The sequence below is a fragment of the Pseudomonas sp. TE6288 genome (assembly GCF_054062095.1).
The window spans coordinates 100,353-118,661 of the sequence record NZ_JBSSEW010000009.1; the positions used below are offsets into that span (position 1 = coordinate 100,353).

The 18,309-nt window shown below is 64.4% G+C and carries 11 protein-coding genes, 1 other RNA gene and 1 pseudogene; 2 read left to right on the plus strand and 11 right to left on the minus strand.

The genetic code is table 11. The features are described from left to right. Positions 1 to 4 precede the first annotated feature (4 nt). From ACVWY1_RS11190 to dnaX, 4 genes and pseudogenes are all read right to left on the minus strand, one after another. Positions 5 to 2,149, minus strand: coding sequence for a type I secretion system permease/ATPase (locus ACVWY1_RS11190; protein WP_457378277.1), 2,145 nt, complete (start codon positions 2,147 to 2,149; stop codon positions 5 to 7). Positions 2,150 to 2,275: 126 nt separating this feature from the next. After that, positions 2,276 to 3,690 (minus strand): annotated as a pseudogene (locus ACVWY1_RS11195) (TolC family outer membrane protein). A gap of 294 nt (positions 3,691 to 3,984) precedes the next feature. Then, positions 3,985 to 4,320 (minus strand): YbaB/EbfC family nucleoid-associated protein, encoded by a 336-nt coding sequence (locus ACVWY1_RS11200; protein WP_023632783.1) that lies wholly within the window; start codon positions 4,318 to 4,320, stop codon positions 3,985 to 3,987. Between the two features lie 65 nt (positions 4,321 to 4,385). Then, positions 4,386 to 6,446, minus strand: coding sequence for a DNA polymerase III subunit gamma/tau (gene dnaX / locus ACVWY1_RS11205; RefSeq protein WP_457378278.1), 2,061 nt, complete (start codon positions 6,444 to 6,446; stop codon positions 4,386 to 4,388). 131 nt (positions 6,447 to 6,577) lie between these two features. On the opposite strand from dnaX, the gene ACVWY1_RS11210 reads away from it, so the two are divergent. Beyond that, on the plus strand, positions 6,578 to 7,387 hold the full coding sequence (locus ACVWY1_RS11210) for a substrate-binding periplasmic protein (RefSeq protein ID WP_457378279.1): 810 nt from the start codon (positions 6,578 to 6,580) through the stop codon (positions 7,385 to 7,387). Here ACVWY1_RS11210 and ACVWY1_RS11215 read toward each other — a convergent pair. Further along, complete coding sequence (locus ACVWY1_RS11215) at positions 7,348 to 7,842, minus strand: DUF2938 domain-containing protein (RefSeq protein WP_457378280.1); 495 nt, start codon at positions 7,840 to 7,842, stop codon at positions 7,348 to 7,350. The genes ACVWY1_RS11210 and ACVWY1_RS11215 overlap by 40 nt on opposite strands. Before the next feature lie 85 nt (positions 7,843 to 7,927). Here ACVWY1_RS11215 and ACVWY1_RS11220 point away from each other — a divergent pair, with 85 nt between their 5' ends. After that, on the plus strand, positions 7,928 to 8,362 hold the full coding sequence (locus ACVWY1_RS11220) for a helix-turn-helix domain-containing protein (RefSeq protein ID WP_457378281.1): 435 nt from the start codon (positions 7,928 to 7,930) through the stop codon (positions 8,360 to 8,362). On the opposite strand, the gene ACVWY1_RS11225 is transcribed toward ACVWY1_RS11220, so the two are convergent. The 6 genes from ACVWY1_RS11225 to smc all read right to left on the minus strand — a co-directional run bounded on the left by ACVWY1_RS11225 (position 8,316) and on the right by smc (position 18,308). Then, positions 8,316 to 10,262 (minus strand): hypothetical protein, encoded by a 1,947-nt coding sequence (locus ACVWY1_RS11225; RefSeq protein ID WP_277505572.1) that lies wholly within the window; start codon positions 10,260 to 10,262, stop codon positions 8,316 to 8,318. The genes ACVWY1_RS11220 and ACVWY1_RS11225 overlap by 47 nt on opposite strands. 23 nt (positions 10,263 to 10,285) lie before the next feature. After that, positions 10,286 to 10,675 (minus strand): hypothetical protein, encoded by a 390-nt coding sequence (locus tag ACVWY1_RS11230; RefSeq protein ID WP_277503286.1) that lies wholly within the window; start codon positions 10,673 to 10,675, stop codon positions 10,286 to 10,288. A 163-nt stretch (positions 10,676 to 10,838) separates the two neighbouring features. Then, an RNA gene (gene ffs, locus ACVWY1_RS11235) (signal recognition particle sRNA small type) lies at positions 10,839 to 10,935 on the minus strand. A 189-nt stretch (positions 10,936 to 11,124) separates the two neighbouring features. Then, positions 11,125 to 13,467, minus strand: a complete 2,343-nt coding sequence (gene ligA, locus ACVWY1_RS11240) for an NAD-dependent DNA ligase LigA (RefSeq protein ID WP_277503285.1) — start codon at positions 13,465 to 13,467, stop codon at positions 11,125 to 11,127. Positions 13,468 to 13,567: 100 nt separating this feature from the next. Then, a complete protein-coding gene (gene zipA / locus ACVWY1_RS11245) occupies positions 13,568 to 14,458 on the minus strand; it encodes a cell division protein ZipA (protein WP_277503284.1) in 891 nt (296 codons plus the stop codon). Between the two features lie 361 nt (positions 14,459 to 14,819). Continuing rightward, the gene (gene smc / locus ACVWY1_RS11250) at positions 14,820 to 18,308 is read right to left on the minus strand and encodes a chromosome segregation protein SMC (protein WP_457378282.1); all 3,489 of its coding nucleotides are present in this window, start codon (positions 18,306 to 18,308) and stop codon (positions 14,820 to 14,822) included. Position 18,309 lies beyond the last annotated feature (1 nt).

Consider the following 18,309-nt stretch of genomic DNA (forward strand, 5'->3'; position numbering starts at 1 on the left):
GCCACTATCCTTGTTGCAAACGGTGCAGGCGCGAGTAGTACCCCGCCTGGTGTTCCAGCAGTTGCGCATGAGTGCCCTGCTCGACGATCTGCCCACGATCCATCACCACGATCCGGTGGGCATCGCGCACCGCCGACAACCGGTGCGCAATGATGATGACCGTGCGGCCCTTGCAGATGGTCTGCATGTTCTGCTGGACGATGCGCTCGGACTCATAGTCCAGCGCACTGGTCGCCTCGTCGAAGATCAGGATCCGCGGGTTGCCGATGAGCGCCCGGGCAATCGCCACGCGCTGGCGTTGACCACCGGACAACGAGGCACCATGTTCACCGACGATGGTGTCGTAACCTTCCGCCAGCTCCAGGATGAAGTCATGCGCACCGGCCATCCTGGCGGCATGCATCACCGCCTCCAGCGGCGCACCGGGATCGCTGAGGGCAATGTTCTCGCGGATGCTGCGGTTGAACAGCATGTTGTCCTGCAGCACCACGCCGATCTGTCGGCGCAACGACGAGACATCGGCCAGTGCCAAGTCCATGCCGTCGACCAGCACTCGACCTCGCTCAGGTACATAGAGGCGCTGCAACAACCGGGTCAGTGTGCTTTTGCCCGACCCTGAGCGCCCAACTACACCAATCACCTCACCGGCCTTGATGTCCAGGCTGACGCCACGCAATACCTCGGAGCCGTCGGGCCGGTAGCGGAAATGCACCTGGTCGAACTCGATGTGCCCCTTGAGTGTGGGCAACGCGCTGCGGGTCGCCTGCGACAGCTCGGTCTGGGTGTTGAGAATATCGCCCAGGCGCTCGACCGAAACGCCCGTCTGCTGGAAATTGGTCCACAACTGAGCCAGGCGCATGATCGGCTGGCTCACCCGCCCCGCGAGCATGTTGAACGCAATCAGCTGGCCGACGGAAAGCTGCCCATCGATCACCAGGCGCGCACCGAGCCAGAGTGTTGCCACGGTCACCAGCTTGCCAATCAGGGAAACACTTTCATTGGCGATGGTGGACAGGGTCTGGGTCTTGAACCCGGCACTGACATACGCTGCCAGCTGGTTGTCCCACTTGCGCGTCACCTGTGGCTCGACCGCCATCGACTTGAGCGTGTCGATGCCATTGACCGTCTCCACCAGAAACGCCTGGTTCTCCGCACCGCGGGCAAAGCTCTCGTTCAGCCGCGCGCGCAGCATCGGGGTGATCACCAGCGAGACAACGAAGTAAAGCGGCAGCGACAACAGCACCACCAGTGTCAACCAGCCGCTGTAGAAGAACATCACGGCGATGAACACCACCGAGAACAGCACATCCAGCAACAGCGTGATGGCATTGCCGGTCAGGAAACTCCGGATATTCTCCAGCTCACGTACCCTGGCGACCGAGTCACCAACGCGCCGGGCCTGGAAGTACGACAGCGGCAGCGTCACCAGGTGCCGAAACAACCTGGAACCCAACTCGACGTCGATACGGCTGGCCGTGTGGGCAAAGACATAGCTGCGCAAACCACTCAGGATGGTTTCGAAGAGCATGATGCCCAGCAGGCCGGTGGCGATCACATCCAGCGTGGTCAAACCGTGGTGCACCAGCACCTTGTCCATGACCACCTGGAAGAACAACGGCGTCAGCAACGCGAAGATCTGCAGCACGAACGATACCAGCAAGACTTCGCCAAGCAGCTTGCGGTACTTCACGATGGCAGGAATGAACCAGGTGAAATCAAATCGGGACAACTCGGTCGCCAACGATGCCTGGGAGCGCAGCAGAATCATTTCGCCACCCCAGCGTGCATGCAGTTGCTCGGCATCGAGCAGTTCCGGGCGCTGGGACAGGGGATCGTGGATCAGCACCTTGCCCTGATCGATACGAGCAATGATGAAAAAGCCCCCGTCGCTGTCGCAGGCAATGGCGGGCAATGGCGTTCGCGCCAGCCGCTCGAAGGTGGTGCGGATCGCCTTGGCTTTCAGGTCGAGCTGACGGGCCGCCAGCAGGATCTCGGCCCTGCCGAAGGCCTGACCCTGAGCGAGATACTCATGGGCCAGTTGTTCGGGTGAAACCGCGAGATTGTGAAAGCGCGCCAACATGGCAAGGCAGGCCAAACCTGTGTCGAGTGCGCCTTTGGGTTGGGCCGCGTCGGCCCTGGGTCCTTGCATAAGTGCTTCCATGCTGGTGAATCGTCGAATACACAGGAGGATATTGCCGACGGCGTGCCCCCGAACACGGGTGGGCACACGCCCTCTCATACCTGAACAAGGTCAGGCATGGCGGCGAGGTTCTGGCTAATGTCGGGATAATCCCGCAACGGAGGCAGACATCAGCTCCGGCGGTAGAAAGTCGCGTTGTGGCTCGTAGTCAGCTTTCAGATAGTCGGCGAGCGACTGCAGATCATGGGCGGCCAGCATGCCGGCCGCCTGTTTCAATCTCAGGTTATTGAGGATGAAATCGTACCGGGCGTTGTTGTAGTCGCGCACGGCCTTGAACAACTGGCGTTGGGCATTGAGCACATCGACGGTGTTACGCGTACCGATATCGGCCCCGACTTTCGAGGCCTTCAACGATTCCTGGCTCGACTGTATCGTCTGCCTGCGCGCGTGGATCTGCTCGATGTCCGAATTGACTGCACGAAAGAAGTTGCGCGCATCGAGGACCACTTCCCGGCGTTGACCCTCTCGCTGCTCTTCACTCTGCATCAGGCGTTGATAAGCCTCGCGCGACTGTGAGCTGGTGCGCCCACCGTTGAATAGCGGAAGGTTCATTTCCAGGGCGATGCTGCTCTGGGCGACATTGCCGCGATAGCCGTCGAGCCCGAAATCGCTTGGGTTGTTATAGCCAAAACTGTCATTGTCGCCACGTCGATAGGACACCACCGCATCGACGGTCGGGGCGTGGCCGGCGCGCCGCTGGCTAAGATTTTCCTCTGCGGCCCGCACGGCATAGTTGTTGGCCAGCAGCGTCAGATTCTGCCCCAACGCCGCATCGACCCAGGCTTGGGTGTCATCGGGAACCGGGGCATGGATGGGCATCTGGTGGCGCATGCCTTCAATGCTCGCGTAAGATTTGTTCGTCAGACGAATCAACTGCTCAAAGGCATCGTCCACCTGTCGTTGCGCCAGTTTGCGATTGGCCATCGCATTGTCGTAGGCCGATTGTGCGTCCAACACATCGGTAATGCTCGACAAACCGCCCTTGAGCCGAGCCTGCGCCTGGTCGCGCTGCTGCTTGAGCGCGCACTCTTCGGCACGCGAGGTGGCGTGCTCATCGGTGGCGCGCAGCGTCTCGAAATAGACCTCGGCGGTCTTCAAGATCAGTTCCTGCTCCTTCGCCGACAACTCCAATGCCGCTTGCGCAATGCTAGTCTTGGCCGCTTTGAGCTCAAACCAGAAAGCGGCGTTAAAAAGCGGTTGCTTGAGGTTGGCCTGAACCGTCGTGCCGCTACGCGCTCGGGTTCGTCGCGAGTCAGGCGGGTTGATTCGACAGTCGAGCCGACACTGATGGCGGGCAGCAGATTGGCCCGAGCCTGGGGCAAGGCCTCCTGGCGGGCGGCAAAATCGGCACGGGCAGCGGCGATTTCAGTGTTGTGCTCGACAGCTTGCCGATAGACAGCCATCAATTCGGCGCGGTCCGAGCCAGACGCGGCCAGGGTACACGAGGAGAACAGCCAGGCTAGAACGACGACCTGTTGAGCGCGAAACATGAACACATCCTTTTGAGCACACCCAGCATCCTGCTTACCCGCAAACCTGCGTCTTTGGATAGTTGGCACCGAACGACTCGGCATACAACTGGACAGTTTCGAGAAATGGCACATTGCCATTTGAGGGGTGCGGCATACTATGCGATCACCGCGGGCAAAATCAATTACGAACCATTGCTGTTTTTCGCGCTTCGATGTCTTTTTCGAGAGGCAACAAAAACCCGATGCGAGCATCGGGTCTTCGAGGGCCCAACGCCTATCAGACGGGGCACATGGCGTTGCCTGAACAACGACTCAGAACGGCATCTTGAAACCAGGCGGCAGCTGCATGCCAGCGGTCATGCCACCCATCTTTTCCTGGCTGCTCTGCTCGATCTTGCGCACGGCGTCGTTCAGCGCGGCGGCGATCAGGTCCTCGAGCACTTCCTTGTCGTCAGCGTCGGTCGACATCAGGCTCTGGTCGATGCTGACGCGCTTGACGTCGTGGCGACCGGTCATCACCACACTGACCAGGCCGCCACCGGACTGGCCGGTGACTTCCGCATTGGCCAGCTCTTCCTGCATCTTCTGCATCTTTTCCTGCATCTGCTGGGCCTGCTTCATCAGGCCGGCCATGCCACCTTTCATCATGGGGGTATACCTCGATTGGGTCATGTGATGCGGCCCGGCACAGGGCCGGCCGCATGGTTATCCGTTCATTGGCCCTGGCTGGCCAGGGCGTCTACAGGCTCAATAGTATCCTGCCTGACCGTCGCGCCGAACTGCCGGATCATCTGCTGGATGAGCGGGTCCTGTTCGATCGACACCACGGCGTCATGCTGGCGCTCGGCGCGCTTGCGCGAGGCGGCCTGGGCCGGGGTTTCCTGCTCGGGGCGGATCAGCTCGATCTTCAGGCGGATCTCGCGGCCCAGTTGCTGGTTCAGTGCGTCGTTCAGCCTGCGCTGCTGCGTCGAGTTGAACAGCGCGCCCTGCCCCGGGTCCAGGTGCAACAGCCAGTCATCACCCTCGGCGGCGATCAGCGTACAGTTTGCGGCGATGTTGCCTGTCATACCGGAGACAGGCAACTGTGGGAATAATTCCAGCCATTGCAGGGCCAAGCCGGTCGCGGGCATGGCCGCCGGCAGTGGCTCCGGCGCCTGGGCAGGCGCCTCTTCCTGCACGTGCTCGGCCAGCTCGTCCAGGTAGCTGAAGCCAACCGGGTCGCTGTCGGGCGCGTAGTAGTCCTCGTCCGCCGGCGGCTCGTCGTCGCGCTCCATGCCCGCCGGGCTGTAGGCCGACGGATCGAACGGCGGCTCGTCATCGTCCGGCTGCTGGCTGGCGGCCTCGACCGCGGGTGCCGGCTCGGGCAACTGCTCGGGCGCAACCGGCGCCGGAGTGGCGATTGGCTCCTCCCACGGCAGGTCGACGACCTCCTCGACGGGCTGCGGCTCTGGCTCCGATGGCGCTTGCGGCGCCTCGACAACCTCGGCAACGGCCGGCACGTCCACAACTGGGGGCTCGGCCTGTATGGATGCCTCAGCCACAGGCAGCGGCGCGACCACTTCAGCCACAGGGCTGGCGACAACGGGCGGCGCCACGACCATAGCCGCTGCCGCCACCGGTTGGGTCGGATCAGCTGTGGCCTGGCTGATCCCCGTCGGCTTTAGTACCGGCCTCGGTGCGTCGTCGGTATCGGCCGGGCGGAATGCCAGCATGCGCAGCAGGACCATCTCGAAACCGCCGCGCGGGTCCGGCGCCAATGGCAGGTCACGGCGGCCGATCAACCCCATCTGGTAGTAGAACTGCACGTCTTCGGCCGGCAGGGCCTGGGCCAACGCCAGCACGCGGTCACGGTCGCCCTGGCCGTTGTCCACCGCCTCCGGCAGGGCCTGGGCGATGGCCACGCGGTGCAGCACATTGAGCATTTCCGACAGCACGCCGTTCCAGTCCGGGCCTTGTTCGGCCAGGTCACGCACCGCGGCCAGCAGCGCCCGGGCATCGCCTTCGAGCAGGGCCTGGAGCACGCCATACACCTGGCCGTGGTCGAGGGTACCGAGCATCGCCCGCACGTCGGCGGCCAACACCCGCCCCTCGCCAAAGGCGATGGCCTGGTCGGTCAGGCTCATGGCGTCGCGCATGGAGCCGTCGGCGGCGCGGCCGAGCAACCACAGGGCATCCTCCTCGAACGGCACGTTCTCGGCGCCCAGCACGTGGGTCAGGTGCTCGACCACGCGCTCCGGGCTCATGTTCTTCAACGAGAACTGCAGGCAGCGCGACAGGATGGTCGCCGGCAGTTTCTGCGGGTCGGTGGTGGCGAGGATGAACTTGACGTAGGGCGGCGGCTCTTCCAGCGTCTTCAGCAGGGCGTTGAACGAGTGGGTGGAGAGCATGTGCACTTCGTCGATCAGGTAGACCTTGAAGCGCCCGCGGCTCGGCGCGTACTGCACGTTGTCGAGCAGCTCGCGGGTGTCCTCGACCTTGGTGCGGCTGGCGGCGTCGATCTCGATCAGGTCGACGAAACGGCCCTCGTCGATCTCCCGGCATACCGAGCAGGTACCGCACGGCGTCGAGGTGATGCCGGTCTCGCAGTTCAGGCACTTGGCGATGATCCGCGCAATGGTGGTCTTGCCCACGCCCCGGGTCCCGGTGAACAGGTAGGCATGGTGCAGGCGCTGGTTGTCCAGGGCGTTGATCAAAGCCTTGAGCACATGGGTCTGGCCGACCATTTCGCGGAACGAGCGCGGACGCCATTTACGTGCAAGAACCTGATAACTCATCAAAAAACCATCGTGACCGGAGCGGGCGGAAAGAGCGCTAATGCTAGCGGAGCGGGGCCGAAATTGCACCCTGCCGATCTCGTCTAAGCTCAGTGACGGGCACACGGACGACGGATCAGGGAGGATGAGGCGTGCGGCGAGTCCTGGCCATCCTGTTGTTGTGGGTATTGTTGTGGGCCACCCACGGCCTGGCGCAACCGCCGGTGTTGCGCTTCTCCATCGCCGAAAGCTGGAGCATGCCGCTGATGCGCATCGAGGACCAGCAGCCAGCGGAAGGCATCCTGCTGGAGCTGATGCAGGCCATCGCCAGAGAGGTCGATGCCCGCCCCCAGTACCATGTGCTGGCGCGCCTGCGCCTGCAGGAGGCGATGCAGGCCGGCGAAATCGACGTACGCTGCTACGTTTCCACGCAATGGCTGACCGATCGACCCGGTGACTATCTCTGGAGCATCCCGCTCATCGAGCAACGCGACCTGCTGGTCGGCCGCCCCGGCGACAGCGGCCCCGTCAGCCCGGACGCACTGCCACCCCAGGCCATCGGCACCGTACTCGGCTACACCTACCCCACGCTCGAGCCGCTGTTCAGCCAGGCCCGCCTGCAGCGCGAAGATAGCCGCAATCAGTTGCTGGTCCTGCAGAAACTCCAGGTCGGGCGCTTGCGCCATGCCGTGAGCAACCAGCTGTCGCTGCAGTGGTACAACCGCTCCCTGCCCCCGGCTCAACACCTGCAGCCCCTCGCCGTGCTTGAAGAACAGGCGCTGGGCTGCATGGTGCGCAACGACCCCGCACTACCGACCCAGGCGGTGCTCAGGGCGCTGGTGCGGATCAAGCAGTCCGGGGAAATGCAGCGGATCGTCGAGCGTTATAGCGAGCCCCATCCGTTCGCAGGTGACGACAGCCCTCAAGTACCCGCAGCCGCGACACCCAGTGCCGCCAGGTAGAGGCCCAAACCGAACACGCAGTGCGTCGCCAGGCTGCGCAGGCAGCTCTTCAAGGGCGCGGGTGTGTTCGTCGCGAAATACCCTGCCCCCAATGCAGGCTGCACCACGCACAACGGCACGAGCACCGAGACCACCCCGAACAGCAAGGCTGGCCACAGTGTCGGCCCCCGCAACCAGCCCTCCCCTGCAATAGCCGCCAGCAGCGTCGCGAATACCAACCCTGTGGCGTAGTGGAGCAGCCAGCCCCACGCCAGCTCCCCCCTGACCGGCGCAGCCTTGCCGATCGCCGCATGCCGCCAGCGCCCTTCGAGCAGGTGCCCCGCCCAGCGCCCGACCATCGCGTAGTTCAGGGTGGTGACACCCAGGCGCCTGAGCAGCAAGGTCCACAGGTCCATGACCAGGGTGGCGCCGATGCCGATGAACAGGATGGAAAGCACAAGCGAGGAGATGGTCATGACGAGAGCCCTTGGCAGATTGACGGAAAGGTCGATGCCAAGCAGCATGCAAGTTGAAGTCAACTTCAAGTCAAGAGGGGTTGCAATGGACATTGCCGATGTCGCCAGGCGCACCGGAGTGCCGGCGTCGACATTGCGTTACTACGCGAACAAGGGGTTGCTCAGATCACTGGCCAGCCATGGGCAGCGCCGCCAGTTCCCGCCAGACACCCCCGAGCGCCTGGCGCTGATCGCGCTGGGACAGGCGGCTGGCTTTTCGCTGGACGAAGTAGCCACCATGCTTGACGAGCAACGGGTCGATCGCGAGTTGCTGCTGGCCAAGGCCGACGAGATCGACCGCCGGATCAAACGGCTGCAGGCGATGAGCAAGGGGTTGCGCCATGCGGCGCAGTGCCCCGAAGAGAGCCATCTGCAATGCCCGACCTTTCAGCGGCTGATGCAGGTGTCGGCTAATCAGGGCAGGCGTGGAGGCCTCAGTAGCCGTGCAACTCGCGGAACGGCTGGCCCTTGTGGTAGTTGATCCACTCCTCCACGTCATACGGCAGGTACAGCTGCCGACGCGCCCGCGACAGGGCGATATACACGGCGCAGATCCGCGCATCGAAGGCGTAGGCGTCCTTGAAGCGGTCGGTGGTCATCAGTTCCGGTGTCAGCAGCACCTGATCGAACTCCAGGCCGCCGGCCTCCTCGGCCATCAACAGCGTCAGGCTGTCGGGCCGTGCAGCGATGCGTGCGTCCAGCAGCGTCAGGTCTGCAAGCTTGAAACCCGCCTCAAGGCGCGCCTCGACCCAGAGGAACGCGGCATCGAAACGCTCGGACTCGCGCACCTGCTGCCAATCGAGCAGGTGCGCGAAGTACGGATGCGGCCCTTCGGCGTCCTGCCCGGGCGCATAGAACGCAGCCCTGAACAGGCCGATTGCCGTGGCCATGAAGCGGCGCATTTGAGGCCAATCGGGGAAGTTCAACAAGCAATTGGACTCGGCCATTTCCATGGCCCAGCGCATCGTGTCCCAGCACGAGGCGGTCAGCACCACGCAGCCCTCGGGAGGGATGAACCCTTCGGGGAAGTGCTCGATACCGACATCGACATGCCGTGCGGCCTCGAACGCGACCTTGGACTTCTTCGAGTGCACACCGATCAACGGGTTGATCAGGCGCTCTACCTTGGGTCCGGAGCGCACGGCAAAGGCCATGTCCTTCTGCCGTACCTGACGCTCGCGCCTGACCACCTCGCCGGAGGCCTTCTGGTATTCGTCACCCAGGGTGATCAGCACCTGGCGGCCCCGCTCGATGACTTGCAGCAGCGAGGCCGGTACGTCCTGGCTCTCGTCGATGATCACGTGGCTGAAGCGCCCTGGCACGCTGCAGCCAGTCAGGCTCGCTCGCTTGAGCAGCAGCAACGCCTCGAACCCGGTCTGCGCGCCCCAGGCCGGTTGCGCCTCCAGGTAGCGCCATAGCCGGCTGGCGTACTCGAGCAGGACCTGGGTATCGACGCCGGAGAGTGCTTGGCGAAAATACGGCAGATGACGATTCGACAGGCTGTAATCCCGCGAGTCGCAGTAGTTGCGCAGCACTTCCAGGCAGATGTCCAGGGCATGCTCGGCGTCGTACTGGCGCAAGCCGACGATCCCCAGTTCCTCGGCCAGCCTGCGCTTGCCGGGACCGCGCTGCGCCGTCCGGGCGAAAACTGACCGGGTATCCTTGAGCAGGGCCCGGGCGAACTGGCCGAAGGTCATGCCGACCTTGGCCTGCTCATCCAGCCCCATGCGCCGACGCAAGGCGCCGAGCTTGGCCGGCGTGCGCGCCAGGGCCAGCACCCGACCACGGGGCAGGCAGTCCATGAGCGCGCCGAGCAGGTAGCTCTTGCCGATCCCGGCATAGCCCTGCACGTGGATGTCTTCGTCGAGGTTGGCCTGGATAACCTTGAGCAGCTTGTCCTGCTCGACGGTCAGCCAGCGTTCGGTATCGAAGCCGGTGGTCACCCGCTGGCTGAACGGGTTGTCGCTGTGATGCAGCCGAACGCGGTAGTCGAAATCCCACTTGCCATCGGCCAGCAGGTATTCCCGCGCCTGGACCTGCTCCGCGTCGAGCAGACGCAGCTTCGAACCCTTGATCACCTCAAGGCCGAAATAGAGCTTGCGCGCATCGAACAGCCTACGGGCCTCAGACAACAACCCCACGCCAGGCGAGTGCGCGCCATCTACCGCCCACGCCAACAGCTTGCCCAGCACCTTTTCCGCCGCCCGCGCATCGACCTGCCCCTGTGCCTGGGCCAGGTTCTGGATCACCAGCACTGCCGCCAACTCCGGCTCGCCCAGGGTATCGAGCGCCAGCGTGCCGTCGGCCAGCAAGGCCTGGCACACCTCTGCGGTGACCGGCAGGTATACCGGATGGGAAAAGTCCAAGTGCTCGGGCTGCATGTCGATACGGGTCCGGGGATCACTCAAGGTTTGTCGGATTCAGCGGCCTGCCCCACCACCAGTTCGAAGCGGTAGGCCCCCAACGACCCGGCCATGTCGCCGGGATAGCTGACACCCGCCTGCGGTGCGTCGAGCACGCCATCGAGCTCATGCAGGGCCAGCTCCAGCAGCTTGCGCAAGTCACGCACCGAGCGCGCCGACACCTGCAGCTCCAAGGCCGCCGTGCCAGCCTTCCCCGCCACTGGCGCAGCCGCTTCCTCGAGGATGCGCTCGTGCTCTTCTTCCATCTGGTCGAGCACCTGGGACAACTCCAGCACACGCTCGGGACTGGCGGCCATCTGGTCCTTTATTTCCAGGCGGCGCAGCTGCCACTCGCGAATCTTCTGGCGGGTGAGGTCGTCGACATGTTCCACGGTCGCTATCTCCTGGCCGAATGGGCCAACACGATGGGATGCATGATAAGGCGCTGCGCGGGATCGTGCAGGCGGAAAACAGTGCGAGGGTGTAAAGAAACGCGTCTGATGTGCGACGCCTGACAGGTACGCCGGAAAAACCCTGCGCCCAAAATGGAGGCGGCCCCACCAGCCACACCCCGGCACTCGATGTTCCCGCTATGGCTGCTCCCTTCCGGGCCTGACCAGGTTAACGGGTAATCAATGCGGGGGGACCGATGGGGCCACCACGACGGCTCGCCAGCTGACGAGCCGCGCCATTGTACAACGCCAGCGAGAAGTTACAACCTTTGATCGAGAAAAAACCATCATTTCTCAAGGACTTGTGGCAAATCTATCGCGAGGCGAACCCGCCCCCCACGTGCGATCACCCGTGGGAGCGGGCTTGCCCCGCGACAAGGCCACCGGCCTCAGACGTCGATTCCGCGCTCCGCAAGGAAGCCCACGAACGCCTCCTCGTCCATCACCGACACGCCCAGCTCACCGGCCTTGGCCAGCTTGGAGCCGGCGCCGGGCCCGGCCACCACGCAATGGGTCTTGCCGGACACGGAGCCCGCCACCTTGGCCCCCAGGCTTTCCAGCTTTTCCTTGGCAATATCGCGGCTCATGCGCTCCAGAGTACCGGTCAGCACCCAGGTCTGGCCGGCCAGCGGCAAACCCTCGGCGGACTTCTTCTCGCACGACCAGTGCATGCCGAAGTCCAGCAACTGGGCTTCGATGGCGCGGGCCAACTGCTGGTTGGCCTCGACCTTGAAGAACTCGCGCACCCCGTCGGCGGCCTTGGTATTCAGGGCCTGGCGCAAGTCGATGCCATCGGCGGCGATGATCTTGTCCAGGGTGCCCAGCTTGTCTACCAGCTTCTCGGCGCCGGTCGGGCCGACCGACGGGATATCGAGCTTGGCGAGCATCCCGGCGAGGGTGGTGCTGGCGGCGAACTCGGCGCCCAGCTCCCCTTCATCCTGCAGTTGCATACCGCTGTCCAGCAGCTGCTTGATCACCGCACGGTTGTGCTCGTCCTCGAAGAAGTTATGGATCTCGTAGGCAACTTCCAGGCCAATGTCCGGCAGGTAGGTCAACACCTGCGGCAGCGCCACCTGCACCCGCGCCAGGCTGCCCAGGGAGCGGGCCAGGACCTTGGCGGTCTCCTCGCCGACATCGGGGATGCCCAGGGCGTAGATGAAACGCGCCAGGCTCGGGCGCTTGCTGGCCTCGATGGCTTCGAGCAGCTTGCGGCTGGAGACCTCGGCAAAGCCTTCAAGGGCGACCACTTGCTCGAATTCCAGCTTGTAGAGGTCGGCCGGCGAGCGGATCAGGTTTTCATCGACCAGTTGCTCGACGCTCTTTTCGCCCAACCCATCAATGTCCATGGCGCGACGCGACACATAATGGATGATCGCCTGCTTGAGCTGAGCGGCGCAGCTCAGGCGCCCCACACAGCGGTACACCGCGCCTTCGCTGGTGGTTTCCTTGCCCTTGCTGCGCTTGACCAGCTGAGTGCGCTCGACCTGCGAGCCGCACACCGGGCATTGGCTCGGCACCTGCACCGCACGCGCGCCTTCGGGGCGGCGCTCGAGCACCACCTGCATGACCTGCGGGATCACGTCACCGGCACGGCGGATGATCACCGTGTCGCCGATACGCAGGCCCAACCGGGCGATCTCGTCCATGTTGTGCAGGGTGGCGTTGGACACCGTCACGCCGGCCACCTTCACCGGCTTGAGGCGGGCGACCGGAGTCACCGCGCCGGTACGCCCGACCTGGAACTCGACATCGAGCACCTCGGTGAGCTCTTCCATGGCCGGGAACTTGTGGGCGATCGCCCAGCGCGGCTCACGGGCACGGAAACCCAGCTCACGCTGGGAGGCCAGGGCATTGACCTTGAATACCACCCCATCGATTTCGTAGGGCAGGCTGTTGCGGCGCGCGCCGATGTCCCGGTAATAGGCCAGGCACTCGTCGATACCAGCGGCGTGCCTGAGCTCGCGACTGATCGGCAGCCCCCAGGTCTTGAGTTTCTCCAGGATACCGATATGGCTGTCGCCAAACGGCTCGGACACCTGGCCGACGCCATAGCAGCAGAACTCCAGCGGGCGGCTGGCGGTGATCTTCGAGTCCAGCTGGCGCAGGCTGCCGGCGGCGGCGTTGCGCGGGTTGGCGAAGGTCTTGCCGCCGGCCTCGGCCTGGGCCGCATTGAGCCGGTCGAATCCGGCCTTGCTCATGTACACCTCGCCGCGCACCTCCAGCACCGCCGGCCAGCCCTCGCCCTGCAGCTTGAGCGGGATGTTGCGCACGGTACGCACGTTGGCGCTGATGTCCTCACCGGTAGTGCCGTCGCCGCGGGTGGCGCCCTGCACCAGCTGGCCGTCGCGGTACAGCAGGCTCACCGCCAGGCCGTCGAGCTTGGGCTCGCAGCTGTAGTCCACGGCCGCCTGATCGCCGCCCGGCAAATCCAGGCCTTCGACCACGCGGCGGCCGAAGTCGCGCAGGTCGTCTTCCTCGAAGGCGTTGCCCAGGCTGAGCATCGGTATCTCGTGACGCACCTGGCTGAAGGACGCCAGCGCCGCGCCGCCGACGCGCTGGGTCGGCGAATCCGGCGTCACCAGGTGCGGGTGCTCGGCCTCCAGCGCCTTCAGCTCATTGAACAGGCGGTCGTATTCGGCATCGGGCACGCTGGGTTCGTCGAGCACGTAGTAGCGGTAGTTGTGCTGGTCGAGTTCGGCGCGCAGTTCGTGGATTCGGGATTCGGCGTTCATTCCTGGTCTTCTCTTGCAAAGCAAAAGAGCAGCCCCTGGCTGCTCTTTCGTTTCAATCATCGCGGCGCGGACCGAGGCAAGGTCCGCCCGCTCGGGTGTATCAGCGTTTCTGCGTCAGGGCGCGGCGCTCGAACTCGACGATGCGCTGGCGGTAGTGCTCGATGGTCTGGGCGGTCAGCACGCTGCGCTGGTCATCCTTGAGCTCGCCATTGAGCTCGTGGGCCAACTTGCGGGCGGCGGCGACCATCACGTCGAAGGCCTGCTTGGGGTGACGCGGGCCTGGCAGGCCGAGGAAGAAGCTCACCGCACGGGTGCTGAAATGGTCGATGTCGTCCAGATCGAACACGCCGGGCTTGACCGCATTGGCCATGGAGAACAGCACTTCGCCGTGGCCGGCCATGCTCTCGTGGCGATGGAAGATGTCCATCTCGCCGAAGCGCAGGCCGCTTTCCAGGATGTTCTGCAACAGCGCCGGGCCCTTGAAACCGCCTTCGTCGCGGGAGATGACGCTGATCACCAGCACTTCTTCGGCCGGCGGCAGCTCTTTGGCCGGCGTGGACGCGGCAGTAAAACCGCTGTTGCGGGTGTTGTCGGCGGCGAAGTCGTCGTCGCCAGTATCGAACAGGTCCGGTTCACGCGGCTCGGCGGCCAGCTTCAGGTCGCCCTGTTGCGGCTCGCTGTTGTTGCGCTTGCCGCGCTTGGCCTTGGCCGGTTTGGCTTCACGCTCGCGTTCGCGCTCCCGCACCGGGGCGCTGACCGATGGCAGGTCGCTCTCATCCAGCTCGGGCTCTTTATGGGTTTCCAGCACACGCGAAGGGCCGAGCACCTCGGCGCCGCCGCTGTCGTCGTCCGGGGCGTTGGCGTAGCTACGGTCCAGACGGAACTTCAACTTGCCCTTGCCGCCGCGCATGCGGCGCCAGCCGTCGAAAAGAATACCGGCGATGACAATGATGCCGATGACGATCAGCCACTCGCGCAGACCGATTTCCATGTAATCCCGTGCCTCTATAAAAAATATGCTTGAAAACAAAGGCTTCAAAGGCCTTTAACACGTGGCGCCAACTCTATGTTCTGACAGGCGTTTTACCCACGCAAAAAACAAGTGACATTAAGCTAGCACGACCAAAGGCAACTTTACACCGTCTGTCGCGTCTGCTGAGGCTTTTGCCTACACGTTCACACCCTTTCTTTACCCCTTAGGCTCTGTCCGAAATGTATCTGCACTCGCCCATACTGCGTTGAAACGGGGCTCGGAATGCTCATGTACTCCAGTCCAGTCGGGCGCGACCCCGGCCGTTCCTTCCCCCGTTTCGCCTTGTCTGGCCTTCGCGCAGACACATTTCGAACAGACCCTACGCATCGACCATAGCCATCGCTTCTTCCACATCAACTGCTACAAGACGTGAACAACCCGGCTCGTGCATGGTCACCCCCATCAGCTGGTCGGCCATTTCCATGGCGATCTTGTTGTGGGTGATGTAGATGAACTGCACGGTTTCGCTCATTTCCTTGACCAGGCGCGCATAGCGCCCGACGTTGGCATCGTCCAAAGGTGCGTCGACTTCGTCGAGCATGCAGAACGGCGCCGGGTTCAGCTTGAAGATGGCGAACACCAGAGCCAAGGCCGTCAATGCCTTCTCGCCGCCGGACAGCAGATGGATGGTGCTGTTCTTCTTGCCCGGCGGGCGCGCCATGATCGTCACCCCTGTATCGAGTAGATCTTCGCCCGTCAGTTCCAGATAAGCGCTGCCGCCACCGAAAACTTTTGGGAAAAGTGCCTGTAATCCGGCATTTATCTGATCAAAGGTATCCTTGAAGCGGTTGCGGGTTTCCTTGTCGATCTTGCGGATGACGTTTTCCAGGGTCTCCAGTGCCTCGACCAGATCGGCGTCCTGGGCATCCAGGTAGCGCTTGCGCTCGGATTGCTGCTCGTACTCTTCGATGGCCGCCAGGTTGATCGCGCCCAAGCGCTGGATACGCGCCTCGACCTGCTCCAGCGCCTGCTCGGTGCCCTGCTCGCTGGCCTCGGCCTCGAGCGTGACGAGCACGCCCTGAAGATCGTAGCCGTCGGCAAGCAGTTGTTCCTGCAAGGTCTTGCGCCGCACATCCAGCCCCTGGGACTCCAGGCGCTGCTGCTCCAGCTGGCCGCGCAACAGTTGCGACTGCTGCTCGGCCTGGGTGCGGCGGCGCTCGGCATCACGCAACTCACGGTCCGCCTCGTCCATGTGCAGCCGCGCCTGGCGCATTTCCTCGTCGACGCTCATGCGGCGCTCGAGCAGTTCCTCAAGCTTCAGGCGCAGTTCTTCCAGCGGTGCCTCGCCTTCCTCAAGATTCAGGTTCAGTTGCTCCTGACGCTCGTTCAGGCGCGCGGCCTGCTGCTCCAGGCGCTCGAGCGCCTGGCGGGTGGAATCGTGCTGGGCGCGCAACGAGCCCAGGCGCACGGCCAGTTGATGGGCATGGTCCTTGTGCTGGCGGGCCTCCTGGCGGACCCGGTCGAGACCTTCGCGCAGGGTGTCGCGGCGCGCCATCAGTTGCTCGCGCTGTTCGGTGTCCGCGGCCATCAGGTCGAGGGACTCCTGCAACAGCAGGCGCGCCTCGCCCAACTGCTCATGCTCCAGGGCACGCTGCTCCTGGAGCTCGGCCAACTCTTCGTGCAAGCGTCGGCGGCGCAGTTCAAGCTGTTCGGCCCGGGCCCGGCCAGCAGACAGGCGCGCCTTGAGCTCACCGTGCTGGCGGCTCTCGTCCTGGCTGCGACGGCGCAATTGCTCGCGCTGCTCCTCCAGGTCGAGCTGTTGTTCACGCAGACGCTGCAGTTGCTCGTCGAGCTGTTCGAGTGACGCTTCCTGCTCCAGTTGTTCCTGGGCCAGGCGTTCGATTTCCTGGCCCCTGGCCAGCACGCCGCCCTGGGCTTCACCACCGCGGCTGACCCGCAGGAAATGCCGCCCCACCCAGTATCCGTCGCGGCTGACCAGGCTTTGCCCAGCAACCAGTGACGCCCGCTGCGCCAACGCCTGCTCCAGCGTTTCAACCGGCCTGACCTGCCCCAGCCAGGCCGACAGGTCGGCCCGCCCCTCGACCTTGTCGAGCAGGCTGCCGGGAACACGCGGACCCTCGCCCCCGGCCAGCAGCAGGCGCAGATCGCCCTGCTCCAGCGCGGCGAAGTCCAGGCCGGCGAAGTCATCCAGCAACACTGCCTGCAGGTCGGCGCCAAGCACCGTTTCCACCGCCAGCTCCCAGCCGGGCTCGACCCGCAGCCCCTCGGCCAGGCGCGGGCGCTGCTCCAGGCCCTGGGCGCGCAGCCAGTCGGCGGCCCCCACACCGGGCTCCAGCGCCGCCTGCTGCAAAGCCTCCAGCGAGGCCAGACGCCCGCCCAGGCGCTGCAGATCACCCTGCTGTTGCTGTTGTGCCTGGCTGGTCTGCTGCAGGTGTTCGCGCAACCCTTCCAGGCGCTCGACCACCTGCTGCTCTTGCAGGTGCAGCTCTTCGAGCAGCAACTCGCTGCTGGCCACTTGCTCGCCCAGATCAAACGTCTCGGTGTCCTGGGTATCACCACCGAGCTGCTCACCCTCCTCGCCCAGCTTGCGCTGGCGCTCGGCCAGGCGCTCCAGGCTGGATTCGAGCTGCGCCAGGCGCGCCTGCTGCACCTCGGCCTGACGGCGCGGCTCGGCGGAGCGGGTGTTGAAGCCGTCCCATTGCTCCTGCCAGCCGTGCATGCCGAGCTCAGCTTCCTCCAGGGTCGCGGCGGCTTCCTCGGCCGCGGCCAGGGTCAGCTCCTGCTCCGGTTCGAGCATCGCCAATTCTTCGCCGAGGGTCGCCAGCAAGGTGCGGTCATGCCCCAGGTGCGATTCGGTTTCCAGGCGGCTGCGCTCGGCCTCCTTCAGGTCGTCCTGCAACTGGCGCAGACGCTGCTGGCCGTGCTGGATGCTCTGCTCGACGCGGGCGATATCGCCAGCCACCGAATAGAAGCGGCCCTGCACCTGGTTGAAGCGTTCGGACAACTCATGGTGACCGTCGCGCAGTCGCTCGATGCTGGCGTCGGCGTTGCGCTGTTCGGCCACCAGCGCCTCGAAGGCGACCTCCTGGTCGCCGATCACCGTCTCGCGCTGGCGCACCCGCTCATCCAGGTCGCGCCAGCGCAGAGCCGACAGGCGTGCCTTGAGCTGACGTTCCTCGGCCTTGTACTCACGGTATTTCTCGGCAGCCTGGGCCTGGCGGTGCAGGCGCTCGATCTGGCGTTCCAGCTCTTCGCGCAGGTCGGTCAGGCGCGCGAGGTTTTCCTGGGTACGGCGGATGCGGCTCTCGGTCTCGCGGCGACGCTCCTTGTACTTGGAGATGCCCGCCGCTTCCTCGATGAAGTTGCGCAACTCCTCGGGCTTGGCCTCGATCAGCTTGCTGATCATGCCCTGCTCGATGATCGAATAGCTGCGCGGCCCCAGCCCGGTGCCGAGGAAGATATCGGTGATGTCACGACGCCGGCACTTGGTGCCGTTCAGGTAATAGGTGTTCTGCCCGTCGCGGGTGACCTTGCGGCGGATCGAGATCTCGGCGTAGGCGGCGTACTCGCCCACCAGGCTGTTGTCGCTGTTGTCGAACACCAGCTCGATGCTGGCCTGGCTGACCGGCTTGCGGCTGGTGGAGCCGTTGAAGATGACATCGGTCATCGACTCGCCACGCAGATTCTTCGCCGAACTCTCGCCCATCACCCAGCGCACCGCGTCGATGATGTTGGATTTACCGCAGCCGTTGGGGCCGACCACGGCGGCCATGTTGCTGGGGAAGTTGACCGTGGTCGGGTCGACGAACGACTTGAACCCGGCCAGGCGGATGCACTTCAGGCGCACC

What these genes read in the sequence shown, in the direction of transcription:
- ACVWY1_RS11215 (WP_457378280.1), bottom strand. Translation starts at nt 7,842, where the DNA reads ATGACCATCTCCTCGCTTGTGCTTTCCATCCTGTTCATCGGCATCGGC.
- dnaX (WP_457378278.1), bottom strand. Translation starts at nt 6,446, where the DNA reads ATGAGTTATCAGGTTCTTGCACGTAAATGGCGTCCGCGCTCGTTCCGC.
- ACVWY1_RS11190 (WP_457378277.1), bottom strand. Translation starts at nt 2,149, where the DNA reads ATGCAAGGACCCAGGGCCGACGCGGCCCAACCCAAAGGCGCACTCGAC.
- ACVWY1_RS11220 (WP_457378281.1), top strand. Translation starts at nt 7,928, where the DNA reads ATGGACATTGCCGATGTCGCCAGGCGCACCGGAGTGCCGGCGTCGACA.
- ligA (WP_277503285.1), bottom strand. Translation starts at nt 13,467, where the DNA reads ATGAACGCCGAATCCCGAATCCACGAACTGCGCGCCGAACTCGACCAG.
- ACVWY1_RS11225 (WP_277505572.1), bottom strand. Translation starts at nt 10,262, where the DNA reads ATGCAGCCCGAGCACTTGGACTTTTCCCATCCGGTATACCTGCCGGTC.
- ACVWY1_RS11200 (WP_023632783.1), bottom strand. Translation starts at nt 4,320, where the DNA reads ATGATGAAAGGTGGCATGGCCGGCCTGATGAAGCAGGCCCAGCAGATG.
- zipA (WP_277503284.1), bottom strand. Translation starts at nt 14,458, where the DNA reads ATGGAAATCGGTCTGCGCGAGTGGCTGATCGTCATCGGCATCATTGTC.